Genomic DNA, 13361 nt, shown 5'->3' with positions numbered 1-13361 from the left:
ATAGCCGCCAGGACCCCCGCCCCGAACCCGCCGACCCGACCGGACATCACACAAGACCGGCACCACACAAGACCGATTCAGGAAGTGTAACGGATGGAACTGCTGCAAGTCGCTGACGCGGTCGCCCGCGAAAAGAACATCGACCGGGACGAAGTCCTGGAGGCGATGGAGCAGGCGATTCAGAAGGCCGGCCGCTCCAAGTACGGCCATGAGCACGACATCCGCGCCCGCATCGACCGCAAGACCGGCGACATCCATCTGACCCGCCACCTCGAAGTGGTCGAGACGGTGGAGAACGAGGCGACCCAGGTCACCCTGCCCTACGCCCAGAAGCGCAAGGCCGGCGCCAAGCTCGGCGATTTCCTGGTCGACCCGCTGCCGCCGATCGATTTCGGCCGCATCGCCGCCCAGACCGCCAAGCAGGTGATCGTGCAGAAGGTGCGCGACGCCGAGCGCAAGCGCCAGTTCAACGAGTACAAGGACCGCAACGGCGAGATCGTCAACGGTCTGGTCAAGCGCGTCGAATACGGCAACGTCACCGTCGACCTGGGCCGCGCCGAAGCGATCCTGCGCCGCGACGAGCTGCTGCCGCGCGAGCATTTCAAGAACGGCGACCGCGTGCGCGCCTACATCTTCGACGTCCGCGAGGAACCGCGCGGGCCGCAGATCTTCCTGTCGCGCACGCATCCGATGTTCATGGCGAAGCTGTTCGCCCAGGAAGTGCCGGAAATCTACGACGGCATCATCGAGATCAAGGCGGTCGCCCGTGACCCGGGTTCGCGCGCCAAGATCGCGGTGCTGAGCCACGACAGCTCCATCGACCCGGTCGGCGCCTGCGTCGGCATGCGCGGCAGCCGCGTCCAGGCGGTCGTCGGCGAGCTGCAGGGCGAGAAGATCGACATCATCCCGTGGAACGGCGAGGCGCCGACCTTCGTCGTCAACGCGCTCGCCCCGGCCGAGGTCGCCAAGGTCGTGCTCGACGACGACAACCACCGCATCGAGGTGGTGGTGCCCGACGACCAGCTGTCGCTGGCCATCGGCCGCCGCGGCCAGAATGTGCGCCTCGCCTCGATGCTGACCGGCTGGGACATCGACATCCTGACCGAACAGGAAGAGTCGGAGCGCCGGTCGGAGGAAATCCACAACCGCTCCGCCCTGTTCATGCAGGCGCTGGACGTCGACGACGTGATCGCCCACCTGCTGGTCGCCGAAGGCTTCACCTCGGTCGAGGAGATCGCCTATGTCGAGACCGAGGAGCTGGCCGAGATCGAAGGGTTCGACGAGTCGGTCGCCGACGAGCTGAAGCAGCGCGCCCTGGCCTTCCTGGAAGTCCGGGACGAGCAGGCCAACGAGCGCCGGCTGGAGCTGGGCGTCGAGGACATCATCGCCGAGCTGACCGGCTTCAGCGCCACGCAGCTGGTGAAACTGGGCGAGAACGGCGTCAAGACGCTGGACGATCTGGCCGATCTGGCCGGCGACGAGCTGGTCGAGATCCTGGGCAAGGACGGCGCCAAGGACGCTCCCTCGGAAGAGGAGGCGAACGCGATCATCATGGCCGCGCGCGCCCACTGGTTCGAGGGCGAGGGCGAGGGCGCCGCCGCGGCTCCCGCCGCCGGGGGCTCGGCCGACGGCCAGGGCGCGCAGGCCTGACCGGCAGCAATGCCGGTTGGAACTGCGCCCAAGAGGAACGATTATTCGGGACCGCGCGAGCGGATGACGATCGGATGACCGAACGGAACGACGAACGGACACCGACCGCCACCGCGGATGCGGTGCCGGACCAGGATTTGGCACAGGACGAAGGTGCCGGTACGGACCGCCTGCCGGCCGACGACGAGAAGGGGCCTCTGCGCCGCTGCATCGCGTCGGGCACGGTGGGGCCGAAGGAGAGCATGATCCGCTTCGTGATCGGCCCCGACGGCGAGGTGGTTCCGGACCTGGAGGAACGTCTGCCCGGCCGCGGCCTTTGGGTCACGGCCGACCGGGATGCCCTGGCGAAAGCCACGGGTAAATCCGTTTTCGCCAAAGCGGCCCGCCGGGCGGTGAAAGTACCGCCCGATCTGGCCGAAAGGCTGGAACGGCTGCTGGAGCGGCGCTGTCTGCACGCGTTGGGCCTTGCCCGCCGTGCCGGCCACGTTCTGGCGGGATACGAGAAGGTGCGCGAGGCGTTGAGGGCCAACCAGGTCGGCCGTGCGGGTCCCCCGCCGGCCCTGCTGGTCGAAGCCGCGGACGGCTCGCTGGACCAGCGCGGCAAGGTGACGGCGCTCGCGCCGTCGCTGCCGGTGATCGACCTCTTCCAGTCCCCGGCCTTGGCCGCGGCGCTGGGACGCGATCACGCGGTGCACGCCGTGGTGGCGCGGGGCAGGCTGGCCGCAGGGCTGGCCCGCGATGCGGCACGCCTGAGGGGGCTGAAAGGTCCCCAGGGGCAGCTGGGCTCGACAGGTCCCGAAGGGGACCGGGACGCGCACCGGGACTCTGATAAGGGCTTGGGAGTCGGCGATTCGGCCGGCCGGCCTGCGATGTAACGTCTGACCATTCGGGAACCGATGACCGACAGCAACGACCAGGACCAGAAAAAAGTCTTGCACCTAACCGGCGCCAGCAAAGGAAAGCTGGAGTCGAAGAAGCCGGTCGAGACCCAGGTCCGGCAAAGCTTCTCCCATGGCCGGTCAAAAGCGGTGACCGTAGAGGTCAAGCGCAAGCGTCATGTTGAAAAGGGCGCCGTGCCCGGCGTTGCCGACGGCGGCGCCGCTGCGCGTCAAGCCGCCCAGGGCCTGCCCATGCGCGGCGCACAGGGCCAGCGCCCCCGTGGCGGCGGTGCCCCTGCCGGGCGCCAGCTGACCCGCGAGGAGCTGGAATCCCGCCTGCGTGCGCTTCGTGGCGCCGCCGCGTTCGAAGAGCAGCGCCGGATCGACGCCGAAGAGGAAGTGGCCCGGGCCGAAGCCCGCGCCGCCGAGGCCGAGGCCCGCGCCGCCCAGATCGCCGAAGACGAGGCCGCCGCTCCGGCCGCCCCCTCCGAAGCCGCTGCTCCCGCCGCCGCCGCCCCGTCCGACGCTCCGGCGCCGGCCACGCCGGAAATGCCGCCGATCATCCTGGATGCCGACACCTTGCGCCAGCGTGAGCTGGACGAGATGCGCGCCATCCAGGAGGAAGATCGCAAGATCGCCGCCGAGGCCGAACGCCGCCGCAAGGAGGAAGAGGCCAAGCGCAAGGAAGCTGAGGACGCCAAGCGTCGCGACGCCGAGCCGGCCCCGCGCCGCGACGGTGCCCGCGATGGCGCCCGCGACGGTGCGGGCCGTGACGGCGCGCGTCCGGTCGGTGCCCGCCCGGCCGGCGACCAGCGCCCCGGCGGTCCCGCCGCCCGTCCCGCCGCCGACGCCGCTCCCGGCCGCCCCCAGCCGGGCGTCGGCGCCCCGCCGGCCCGTGCCGAGGAAGAGGACGACAACCGCCGCAAGGGTGGTCGCGGCGGCGCCCCGGCCAAGGCCGCGCCGGCCCGTCCGGCCGCCAAGGCTCCCGCCGGCGCCGACCGCCGCAAGGGCACCAAGCTGACCGTCTCGCAGGCGCTCAGCGACGACGGCAGCGACCGCACCCGGTCGCTGGCCGCGGTGCGCCGTGCCCGCGAGCGTGAACGCCTGCGCCAGATGAGCCGTCAGGAGACCGCCAAGGTCACCCGTGACGTCGTCCTGCCGGAGGTCATCACCGTCCAGGAGCTGGCCAACCGCATGGCCGAGCGTGGCGCTGACGTCATCAAGGCGCTGATGCGCATGGGCGTGATGGCGACCATCAACCAGACCATCGACGCCGACACCGCCGAGCTGCTGATCACCGAGTTCGGCCACCGCGTCCGCCGCGTGTCGGAGTCCGACGTCGAGATCGGCCTGCGTGCCACCGAGGAAGAGGGCGCCGTCCTGGTGCCGCGTCCGCCGGTCGTCACCATCATGGGCCACGTCGACCACGGCAAGACCTCGCTGCTCGACGCGCTGCGCCAGACCGACGTGGTGTCGGGCGAGGCCGGCGGCATCACCCAGCACATCGGCGCCTATCAGGTGCAGCTGGAGTCGGGTGCGAAGATCACCTTCATCGACACGCCGGGTCACGCCGCCTTCACCGAGATGCGTGCCCGCGGCGCCAACGTCACCGACGTGGTCGTTCTGGTGGTCGCCGCCAACGACGGCGTCATGCCGCAGACGATCGAGGCCATCCGCCACGCCAAGGCGGCCAAGGTTCCGATCATCGTCGCCATCAACAAGTGCGACCTGCCCGATGCCAAGCCGGAGCGCGTCCGCCAGGAACTGCTCCAGCACGAGCTGGTGGTCGAAGAGATGGGCGGCGACGTGCTCGACGTCGAAGTGTCGGCCAAGGCCAAGCGCAACCTGAGCAAGCTGGAAGAGGCCATCCTCCTCCAGGCCGAAATCCTGGAGCTGCGGGCCAACCCCGAGCGCGCCGCCGAAGGCGTCGTCATCGAGGCGAAGCTGGAGCGTGGCCGCGGTTCGGTCGCCACCGTGCTGGTCCAGCGCGGCACGCTGAAGGTCGGCGACGTGTTCGTCACCGGTGCCGAATGGGGCCGCGTCCGCGCCCTGATCAACGACCGCGGCCAGAACGTCAACGAGGCGGCCCCGGCCGTCCCGGTCGAGGTTCTGGGCCTGAACGGCACGCCGATGGCCGGCGACGATTTCTCCGTCGTCGAGTCCGAAGCCCGTGCCCGCGAGATCGCCGAGTTCCGCCAGCGCAAGAAGCGCGAAGCGGCGGTGGCGGCCTCGGCCCGCGGTTCGCTGCAGGACATGTTCAGCCGCATCCAGGCCGGCGAGGCCAAGGAACTGCCGGTCGTCATCAAGGGCGACGTGCAGGGCTCGATCGAAGCCATCGCCAGCTCGCTGGAGAAGCTCACGGCCGAGAACACCGAGGTCAAGGTCCGCGTCCTGCACAACTCGGTCGGTGCGATCAACGAGTCCGACATCACGCTGGCCAATGCGTCCAACGCGATGATCATCGGCTTCAACGTCCGCGCCAACCCGCAGGCCCGCGACCTCGCCAAGCGCGACGGCGTCGAAATCCGCTACTACTCGATCATCTACAACGTGATCGACGACGTGAAGGCGGCGCTGACCGGTCTGTTGTCTCCGACGCTGCGGGAACGCTTCATCGGCTACGCGACCATCCGCGAGGTGTTCAACATCACGAAGGTCGGCAAGGTCGCCGGTTGTATGGTCACGCAGGGCACCGTCAAGCGCGGCGCCGGCGTCCGCCTGCTGCGCGACAACGTCGTCATTCACGAAGGCACGCTCAAGACGCTCAAGCGCTTCAAGGACGAGGTCAAGGACGTCCGCGAGGGTTATGAGTGCGGCATGGCCTTCGAGAATTACGACAACATCCAGGCCGGCGATCAGATCGAAGCCTTCGAGATCGACGAAATCGCTCGCGAGCTTTGAGACCGACGGTCCGCCCGTCCCCGTCCGGTGTTCTACCGGACGGGGACGGGCGGACCGTTTTCCGGACGAGAGGTGATGCCATGGATCGCATTCCGCTATCCGAAGCCGACGGGCACATGGCCGAACTGATCGACCGCGTCGAGAATGGCGAGGAAATCGTCATCCTTCGCGACGGAAAACCTGCGGTGAAACTGGTTCCCGTGATGGAAGCCAAGCCGTCCGAACGGGCTCCGCCCGGCGAGCCGCCGGTGCGGTTCGGCTTCGCCAAGGGCCAAATCCGGATTTCCGAAGATTTCGACGCTCCGCTGCCCGACGACCTGCTGAAGAGTTTCTACGGTCTCGCTCCGGACGAGGAGTGGCCGGACCAGTGGAAAGGGATGCCGGGGTGAGGCTGCTGCTCGACAGCCATGTGCTGCTGTGGCTGGCCACCGACGACCCGAAGCTCGGCTCCGCCATCCGGACGGTGATCGCCGACGGCTCCAACACCGTGCTGGCGAGCGTCGCATCGCTCTGGGAACTCACCATCAAGGCCGGGCTCGGAAAGCTGGTTTTGCCCACCGGGTTTCACCGCCTGCTGGTCGAAAACGGTCTGACGATCCTGTCCATCGACGTCCGTCATATCGACCGGCTGGACCATCTGCCCCGGCACCACGGCGATCCCTTCGACCGGATGCCGATCGCACAAGCGCAAGCCGATGGCCTGACACTGGTGAGCGCCAACCGAACCATCAGACTTTACGACGTGCCCGTTCTCTGGTCCTGACACCGGTCAGGCCGCCGCGGGCGCCAGACATCGACGAAAGACACGTACCATGGCCAGCAAGAAGCGCGGCGCGTTCATCGCCGGCAAGCCCCCGTCCCAACGGCAACTGCGCGTCGGCGAGGAGGTGCGCCACGCCCTTGCCGACCTGTTCCGCCGCGGGGACTTCCACGATCCGGAACTGGCCTCGCTGAACGTCACGGTCACCGAGGTGCGGATCAGCCCCGACCTGTCCAACGCCACCGTCTTCTATGCGACGCTGGGCGGCGAGCGGATGGAGGAGGCCCAGGTCGCGCTGAAGCGGGCCGCCGCCTTCCTGCGCGGGCAGGTCGCGCGCATGGTCAACCTGCGCCACGCCCCGACGCTGAGCTTCGAGGGCGACACCTCCTTCGACTACGCCCACCGCATCGACAGCATCCTGCACAGCCCGGAGGTCGCCCGCGACCTGAGCGGCCATCCGCTGGGCCGCGTCAATGGCGACGACGACCATGACGATGACCATGATGGGGATGAGGACGATTCCTGGGACGAGGATGAGGACGGCGAGGACGAGGACGGCGAGGACGGGGATCCCGACGCGGCGGACGACGAACTGGACGCGGACGACGACCTCGACGAGGACCGCGCCATGCTCGACGACGAGGACAAGAGCGGGGAAAAGGGCGGCCGTCGTGGCTCGTAAGCGCAAGGGCACGCCGATCCATGGCTGGGTGGTGCTGGACAAGCCGGAAGGCATGACCTCCACCCAGGCGCTGTCGAAGGTGCGCCGCCTGCTGAACGCCGAGAAGGCCGGGCATGGCGGCACGCTCGACCCGCTGGCGACCGGCATCCTGCCGATCGCGCTGGGCGAGGCGACCAAGACAGTCTCCTACGCCATGGACGGTGCCAAGACCTACCGCTTTTCCATCCGCTGGGGCGAGCGCACCAGCACCGACGACCGCGAGGGCGAGGTGATCGCCCGCTCGGACCACCGTCCGTCGACCGAGGCGATCCGCGCCGCCCTGCCCGCCTTCCTGGGCGAGATCCAGCAGGTCCCGCCGCAGTTCTGCGCCATCAAGATCGACGGCGAGCGCGCCTACGACATCGCGCGCGAAGGCGAAGCGGTCGATCTGGCCGCCCGCACCGTGCGCATCGACCGCTTCGAGCTGGTCGAGGAACATGATGCCGACCACGCGCTGTTCGAGGTCGATTGCGGCAAGGGCACCTATGTCCGCTCGCTGGCGCGCGACCTGTCGGAGGCGCTCGGCACGGTCGGCCATGTCGGGCTTCTGCGCCGCCTGCGCGTCGGCTCCTTCACGCTGGACCGGGCGATTTCCCTGGACGAACTGGCCGCCATGGAGCAAGGTGCGGCCGTCGAACGACTTCTGTTGCCGATCGAGACCGCGCTGGACGACATCCCGGCGCTGGCCCTGACGGAAGCGGAAGCGCACCGACTGAGGCACGGCCAGACGGTCGCTCTCCTCACCCGGCAGGATCGTGAACGCCTGATGGCGATTCAGGGTGCTGACGGTGGGGATGGCACCGTCATTGCGCTTTTCGGCGGAACGCCGGTGGCGTTGGCCCGTGTCGAGGGGGCGGAGGTCCGTCCGGTGCGCGTGCTCAACCTCACGTGATTTAGGAGACCCCGATGTCGATTACGCCCGAGCGCAAGCAAGAGCTGATCAAGGAATTTTCCCGCGGCACCAACGACACCGGTTCGCCCGAGGTCCAGGTGTCGATCCTGACGGAGCGCATCAGCAACCTGACGGATCACCTGAAGGGCCACAAGAAGGACTTCCACTCCCGCCGTGGTCTGCTGGTGATGGTCGGTCAGCGCCGCCGTCTGCTCGACTACCTGAAGAAGAAGGATCAGTCGCGCTACGCCGCTCTGATCGAGCGTCTGGGCCTGCGCCGCTAAGCTGCGCCGTCCCGCTGACGGGTTCGGGTTCCCCTGGCCGGCCACCGGCCGGGGGCTTCCCACCGGAACAGCGGACCAGGGCAAGTCTTCGTTCACCTGTACCGTTTCGGAACACCTCATTGGTTATTGGCAATAGAAACTCGATCTTGAGCGTTTCGTGATGGACAGGCCGGCCCGTTTATTCGGGGACCGGCCTTTTTTGCATCCGCAGCGCCTCTACCTCGATTGATTTGGTCCTGTTGTCGAACACCGTATCTCCAGTTTTTCTCGCGGGGTCCTACGACCGATGGCCCCGGCCTTGGGCGGCAATCCGGCCGTTCCAGGGTGTCGGATGGAAGGAAAGAATCCATGTTTACTGTTCATCGCAAGGAAATCGAGTGGGGCGGCCGCAAGCTGGTCCTGGAAACGGGCAAGATCGCCCGCCAGGCCAACGGCGCGGTTCTGGTCACCTATGGTGACACCACCGTCCTGTGCACCGCCGTCGCCGCCAAGGCGCCGAAGCCGGGCATCGATTTCTTCCCGCTGACCGTCAATTACCAGGAAAAGGCGTTCGCGGCCGGCAAGATCCCCGGCGGCTTCTTCAAGCGCGAAGGCCGTCCGACCGAGAAGGAGACGCTGGTCAGCCGCCTGATCGACCGTCCGATCCGTCCGCTGTTCGCCGATGGCTTCCGCAACGAGACGCAGGTCGTCTGCACCGTGCTGAGCCACGATCTGGAGAATGATCCGGACATCGTCGCGATGGTCGGCGCCTCGGCCGCGCTGACGATTTCCGGCATCCCGTTCCTGGGTCCGATCGCCGCCGCCCGCGTCGGCTACAAGAACGGCCAGTACATCCTGAACCCGACCCGCGACGAGGTCGGCGACAGCGACCTGGATCTGGTCGTCGCCGGCACCGTCGAAGGCGTGCTGATGGTCGAATCGGAAGCCAAGGAGCTGACCGAAGAGGTCATGCTGGGCGCCGTCATGTTCGGCCACACCAACTTCCAGCCGGTGATCAACCTGATCATCGACCTGGCCGAGGAAGCCGCCAAGGAGCCGTGGGACCTGCCGGAGCCGGCCTATGACCGCAAGGCCCTGAAGGCCCGCCTGCGCGAGACCGTCGGCGCCGCCGTCGAGGCCGCCTATACCGAGACGGTCAAGCAGTCGCGTTACGAGAAGGTCGGCGCCGCCAAGGCGAAGGCGCTCGAGACGCTGGCCGAGGAATTCGACGCCCAGTCGATCGGGTTCGAGTTCAAGGAGCTGGAAGCCGACATCCTGCGCGGCGCCGTCCTGAAGACCGGCCGCCGCATCGACGGCCGCGACACCAAGACCGTGCGCCCGATCGTGTCGGAAGTCGGCATCCTGCCGCGCGCCCACGGCTCGGCCCTGTTCACCCGCGGCGAGACCCAGGCGCTGGTGGTGACCACGCTGGGCACCAGCCAGGACGAGCAGATCATCGACGCGCTCGAAGGCGAGTACCGCGAGCACTTCATGCTGCACTACAACTTCCCCCCGTACTCGGTGGGTGAAGCCGGCCGCATGGGCAGCCCGGGCCGCCGCGAGATCGGTCACGGCAAGCTGGCGTGGCGCGCCATCCACCCGCTGCTGCCGAAGAAGGAAGACTTCCCCTACACGCTGCGCGTCGTGTCGGAAGTCACGGAGTCCAACGGCTCCTCCTCGATGGCCACCGTCTGCGGCACCTCGCTGTCGCTGATGGACGCCGGCGCGCCGCTGATCCGTCCGGTCGCCGGCATCGCCATGGGCCTGATCAAGGAAGACCACGGCTTCGCCGTCCTGTCGGACATCCTGGGTGACGAAGACCACCTCGGCGACATGGACTTCAAGGTCGCCGGCACCGAGGTCGGCGTCACCGCGCTGCAGATGGACATCAAGATCACCTCGATCACCGAGGAGATCATGAAGATCGCGCTGGGCCAGGCCAAGGACGGCCGCCTGCACATCCTGGGCGAGATGTCGAAGGCGCTGACCGGCGCCCGCGAAGGCGTCAACGAGAACGCCCCGCGCATCACCGTGATCAACATCCCGAAGGAGAAGATCCGCGACGTGATCGGCTCCGGCGGCAAGGTGATCCGCGAGATCGTCGAGCAGACCGGCGCCAAGATCGACATCGACGACGACGGTACCGTCAAGGTCTCGGCGGTCGACCAGAAGAAGTCGGACGCCGCCATCGAGTGGATCAAGGGCATCGTCGCTGAGCCGGAGATGAACGTCGTCTACACCGGCAAGGTGGTGAAGGTCGTCGATTTCGGCGCCTTCGTGAACTTCCTGGGCTCGCGCGACGGCCTCGTCCACATCTCCGAACTGGCGCAGCAGCGCGTCGGCAAGGTGTCGGACGTCGTGTCGCAGGGTGACTCGGTGAAGGTCAAGGTCATCGGCTTCGACGACCGCGGCAAGGTCAAGCTGTCGATGAAGCAGGTCGACCAGGCCACCGGCGAGGACCTGACCAAGAAGGCGGAGTGATCCGTCGATAAGGTTCGGGACCGCCGGGCAGCCGCCCGGTGACTCCTGCCATGAAGAGGGGCGCTTCCCATCGGGGAGCGCCCCTTGTCATTATGGGTGTCCCTTCCCTTTCCGCAGTTCCCGATGTCCCGCGCCGAACGTCTTCTCGATCTGATGCAGGTTCTGCGGCGGCATCGCCAGCCGGTCAGCGGCAGGTCGCTTGCCGGCGAGCTGGGGGTCAGCCTGCGCACGCTCTACCGCGACATCGCCACGCTCCAGGCGCAGGGCGCGATGATCGAGGGCGAGCCGGGGGTCGGATATCTGCTGCGCGCCGGCTTCCTGCTGCCGCCGCTGATGTTCACCGAGGAGGAGGTCGAGGCGCTGGTGCTGGGCTCGCGCTGGGTGGTGGAGCGCGGCGACAGCCGGCTGGGCGGGGCGGCGCGCAACGCGCTCGCCAAGATCGCGGCGGTGCTGCCGCCGGACAAGCGCGAGGGGCTGGACGGCTCCGCCCTGCTGGTCGGGCCGGGCGAGCCCATCCCGGCCGGCGATGCCGAACTGGCGACGATCCGCACGGCCATCAGGAGCGAGCGCAAGCTGGAGATCGCCTATCGCGACCGCGACGGCTCGGAAAGCCGGCGGGTCGTCTGGCCCTTCGCGCTGGGCTTCTTCGACCGGGTGCGGGTGATGGTGGCGTGGTGCGAGCTGCGCCAGTCCTTCCGCCATTTCCGCACCGACCGCATCCTGGCGCTGACCGCCAGCGACATCCGCTATCCCCGCCGCCGGCAGGCGATGCTGAAGGAATGGCGCGCGGCGGAGGGCATCCCGCAAAAGGGGTGATCGGGGCTGACGGCATGCTGACGGAAACTGTCAGCATGCCCGCCTAGTCTTGGCTTTGCCGGTGAGGGTGCCGAACGCACCGCCCCACCCCAATCCTGCAAGACCGGAGCCGATCATGACCGCCAGCAAAGCCGCCGCTGCCAACCCTGCCGCCGCCCTCGCCCTCGATTTCGTTTTGCTTTATGTCGACAGCCCCGCCGCCAGCGCCGCCTTTTATGCCGACCTGCTGGGCCGGGAACCGGTGGAGGCCTCGCCCACCTTCGCGATGTTCAAGGCGGGAAACGGGCTGATGCTGGGCCTGTGGTCGCGCCACACGGTGGAGCCGGCGGCGACCGCGCCCGGCGGCGGCGAGATCGCCTTCACCGTCGCCGACGAGGCCGCCGTGCGCGACCTGCACGCCGACTGGAGCGGCCGCGGCCTGACCATCCTGCAACCGCCGACCGCGATGGATTTCGGTCATACCTTCGTTGCACAGGACCCGGACGGCCATCGCCTGCGCGTGTTCGCGCCCAACCGGGGTGAGGAAGCCCACTCTGAACAGGTGCGGTCGTGAGCGGCAACACATACACCGGTGCCTGGATCGCGGTCGCCAGCGCCGAGCATGTCCGGCGCGGACGGGCCGGCGGCTTCATGCAGGTCTGCCACGGCAAGGCGGCCCCGCTGCGGCGGATGCGGGCGGGCGACCGGGTGGCGTACTACTCCCCCACCGACCGGTTCGGGGCGGCGGACGGGCTGAAGTCCTTCACCGCCATCGGCACGATCCTGCCGGGCGAGCCCTACCGGTTCGACATGGGCGGCGGCTTCATCCCCTTCCGCCGCGACGTGTCCTGGTGGCCGGCGGAGGAGGCGCCGATCCAGCCGCTGCTCGACCGGCTGGAGCTGACCGCCGGGGTGCGGAACTGGGGCTATCCCTTCCGCTTCGGCCTGCTGCCGGTCAGCCTGCGCGACTTCGACCTGATCGCCGGGGAGATGCGGGCGGCGGCGCGGAACGCGATGGCGGCCTGATCGGGAAAAATCACCGGGGCGCGGGGGATGAAACGCCCCGCCTCCGGCGTCCCACACACGGGAAGACAGGTGCCGCCGGAGGCCCAAGCCGCCTCATACCTTGGTGTCAGAGTACGAACGAATGGCGGATCGGCCTGACCGAGATCAAGGCGAAACCCCTCGCAGTCCGCCATACATGCGCTTATATCGTCCGCAAGCCTGACCAAGGTCATCCCGTACCGGGGCCATCGTTCCATGCATCGCTTCGCCAACCCCGCCCGCTTCCTGCGCCTGTCGGCCCTGCTGTTGCCGTGGTGCGCCGGGGCGACCGTGATCCTGACGATCCTCGGTCTGTGGTTCAGCCTGTTCAGCTCGCCGCCCGACTACCAGCAGGGCGAGACGGTGCGGATCATGTACATCCATGTTCCCGCCGCCTGGATGAGCCTGTTCGTCTACACCAACATGGCCATCGCCGCAGCGTGCGGCCTGGTGTGGAAGCATCCGCTGGCCGACCTGTTCGCCAAGGCCGCCGCCCCCATCGGCGCCGGCTTCACCTTCGTCTGCCTGGTGACCGGGTCGCTGTGGGGCGCGCCGATGTGGGGAACCTGGTGGGTGTGGGACGCGCGGCTGACCAGCGTGCTGATCCTGTTCTTCCTCTATCTCGGCTACATGGCCCTGGTGAACGCCTTCGACGATCCGCAGCGCGGCATGAAGGCGGGCAACGTCCTGCTGCTGGTCGGCATCGTCAATGTGCCGATCATCAAATTCTCGGTCGACTGGTGGAACACGCTGCACCAGCCGGCCAGCGTCGTGCGGATGGGTGGCCCCAGCATCGATCCGAGCATGCTGACGCCGCTGCTGGTGATGGCCGGCGCCTTCACCGCCTATTTCCTGTCGGTCGTCCTGCTGCGTGTGCGCACCGAGATCGCCCAGCGCAAGATCCAGACGCTGCGCCTCTCGGTGGCCAGTGGGGTTGCCGGTGACGGTACCGTGACGGACGGGATGCGGGGGTAAG

At 68.2% G+C, this 13361-nt stretch carries 13 protein-coding genes; all 13 read left to right on the top strand.

Going from position 1 to position 13361, the window contains the following annotated elements; translation table 11 throughout:
• Positions 1–93: 93 nt before the first annotated feature.
• The gene (nusA, locus tag CRT60_RS35020) at positions 94–1650 is read left to right on the top strand and encodes a transcription termination factor NusA (RefSeq protein WP_098740928.1); all 1557 of its coding nucleotides are present in this window, start codon (positions 94–96) and stop codon (positions 1648–1650) included.
• Between the two features lie 74 nt (positions 1651–1724).
• The gene (locus CRT60_RS35015; RefSeq protein ID WP_098740927.1) at positions 1725–2525 is read left to right on the top strand and encodes an RNA-binding protein; all 801 of its coding nucleotides are present in this window, start codon (positions 1725–1727) and stop codon (positions 2523–2525) included.
• Between the two features lie 21 nt (positions 2526–2546).
• The gene (gene infB, locus CRT60_RS35010) at positions 2547–5429 is read left to right on the top strand and encodes a translation initiation factor IF-2 (RefSeq protein WP_098740926.1); all 2883 of its coding nucleotides are present in this window, start codon (positions 2547–2549) and stop codon (positions 5427–5429) included.
• A gap of 80 nt (positions 5430–5509) precedes the next feature.
• On the top strand, positions 5510–5818 hold the full coding sequence (locus CRT60_RS35005; RefSeq protein WP_098740925.1) for a type II toxin-antitoxin system Phd/YefM family antitoxin: 309 nt from the start codon (positions 5510–5512) through the stop codon (positions 5816–5818).
• Positions 5815–6192, top strand: coding sequence for a type II toxin-antitoxin system VapC family toxin (locus CRT60_RS35000; protein WP_098740924.1), 378 nt, complete (start codon positions 5815–5817; stop codon positions 6190–6192). The genes CRT60_RS35005 and CRT60_RS35000 overlap by 4 nt, the downstream gene beginning before the upstream one ends.
• A gap of 49 nt (positions 6193–6241) precedes the next feature.
• Positions 6242–6871 (top strand): 30S ribosome-binding factor RbfA, encoded by a 630-nt coding sequence (gene rbfA, locus CRT60_RS34995; RefSeq protein ID WP_098740923.1) that lies wholly within the window; start codon positions 6242–6244, stop codon positions 6869–6871.
• A complete protein-coding gene (gene truB, locus CRT60_RS34990) occupies positions 6861–7802 on the top strand; it encodes a tRNA pseudouridine(55) synthase TruB (protein WP_098740922.1) in 942 nt (313 codons plus the stop codon). Before rbfA ends, truB begins: the two co-directional genes overlap by 11 nt.
• Before the next feature lie 14 nt (positions 7803–7816).
• Positions 7817–8086 carry a 30S ribosomal protein S15 gene (gene rpsO / locus CRT60_RS34985; protein WP_063635662.1) on the top strand — a complete coding sequence of 90 codons (270 nt, stop codon included), beginning with the start codon at positions 7817–7819 and terminating at the stop codon, positions 8084–8086.
• 348 nt (positions 8087–8434) lie between these two features.
• Complete coding sequence (pnp, locus tag CRT60_RS34980) at positions 8435–10546, top strand: polyribonucleotide nucleotidyltransferase (RefSeq protein WP_098740921.1); 2112 nt, start codon at positions 8435–8437, stop codon at positions 10544–10546.
• Between the two features lie 123 nt (positions 10547–10669).
• Positions 10670–11362: a helix-turn-helix transcriptional regulator gene (locus tag CRT60_RS34975; RefSeq protein ID WP_098741192.1), complete on the top strand. Its 693-nt coding sequence runs from the start codon at positions 10670–10672 to the stop codon at positions 11360–11362.
• 115 nt (positions 11363–11477) lie between these two features.
• Positions 11478–11915 carry a VOC family protein gene (locus CRT60_RS34970; protein ID WP_098740920.1) on the top strand — a complete coding sequence of 146 codons (438 nt, stop codon included), beginning with the start codon at positions 11478–11480 and terminating at the stop codon, positions 11913–11915.
• Positions 11912–12367, top strand: coding sequence for an EVE domain-containing protein (locus CRT60_RS34965; protein WP_098740919.1), 456 nt, complete (start codon positions 11912–11914; stop codon positions 12365–12367). Before CRT60_RS34970 ends, CRT60_RS34965 begins: the two co-directional genes overlap by 4 nt.
• A 234-nt stretch (positions 12368–12601) precedes the next feature.
• On the top strand, positions 12602–13360 hold the full coding sequence (locus CRT60_RS34960; protein WP_098740918.1) for a heme ABC transporter permease: 759 nt from the start codon (positions 12602–12604) through the stop codon (positions 13358–13360).
• Position 13361: the final 1 nt, after the last annotated feature.

The sequence above is a fragment of the Azospirillum palustre genome (genome assembly GCF_002573965.1).
GTDB classification, from domain to species: Bacteria; Pseudomonadota; Alphaproteobacteria; order Azospirillales; family Azospirillaceae; genus Azospirillum; species Azospirillum palustre.
The sequence above is the reverse complement of the archived record's forward strand: the minus strand, read 5'-3'. Positions and strand labels throughout refer to the sequence as shown.

Excerpts from the sequence above, each read along its gene's own strand:
- nusA (WP_098740928.1), top strand. The coding sequence starts at position 94 with ATGGAACTGCTGCAAGTCGCTGACGCGGTCGCCCGCGAAAAGAACATC.
- rpsO (WP_063635662.1), top strand. The coding sequence starts at position 7,817 with ATGTCGATTACGCCCGAGCGCAAGCAAGAGCTGATCAAGGAATTTTCC.
- CRT60_RS35015 (WP_098740927.1), top strand. The coding sequence starts at position 1,725 with ATGACCGAACGGAACGACGAACGGACACCGACCGCCACCGCGGATGCG.
- pnp (WP_098740921.1), top strand. The coding sequence starts at position 8,435 with ATGTTTACTGTTCATCGCAAGGAAATCGAGTGGGGCGGCCGCAAGCTG.
- CRT60_RS35005 (WP_098740925.1), top strand. The coding sequence starts at position 5,510 with ATGGATCGCATTCCGCTATCCGAAGCCGACGGGCACATGGCCGAACTG.
- CRT60_RS34970 (WP_098740920.1), top strand. The coding sequence starts at position 11,478 with ATGACCGCCAGCAAAGCCGCCGCTGCCAACCCTGCCGCCGCCCTCGCC.
- CRT60_RS34960 (WP_098740918.1), top strand. The coding sequence starts at position 12,602 with ATGCATCGCTTCGCCAACCCCGCCCGCTTCCTGCGCCTGTCGGCCCTG.
- CRT60_RS34975 (WP_098741192.1), top strand. The coding sequence starts at position 10,670 with ATGTCCCGCGCCGAACGTCTTCTCGATCTGATGCAGGTTCTGCGGCGG.
- infB (WP_098740926.1), top strand. The coding sequence starts at position 2,547 with ATGACCGACAGCAACGACCAGGACCAGAAAAAAGTCTTGCACCTAACC.
- rbfA (WP_098740923.1), top strand. The coding sequence starts at position 6,242 with ATGGCCAGCAAGAAGCGCGGCGCGTTCATCGCCGGCAAGCCCCCGTCC.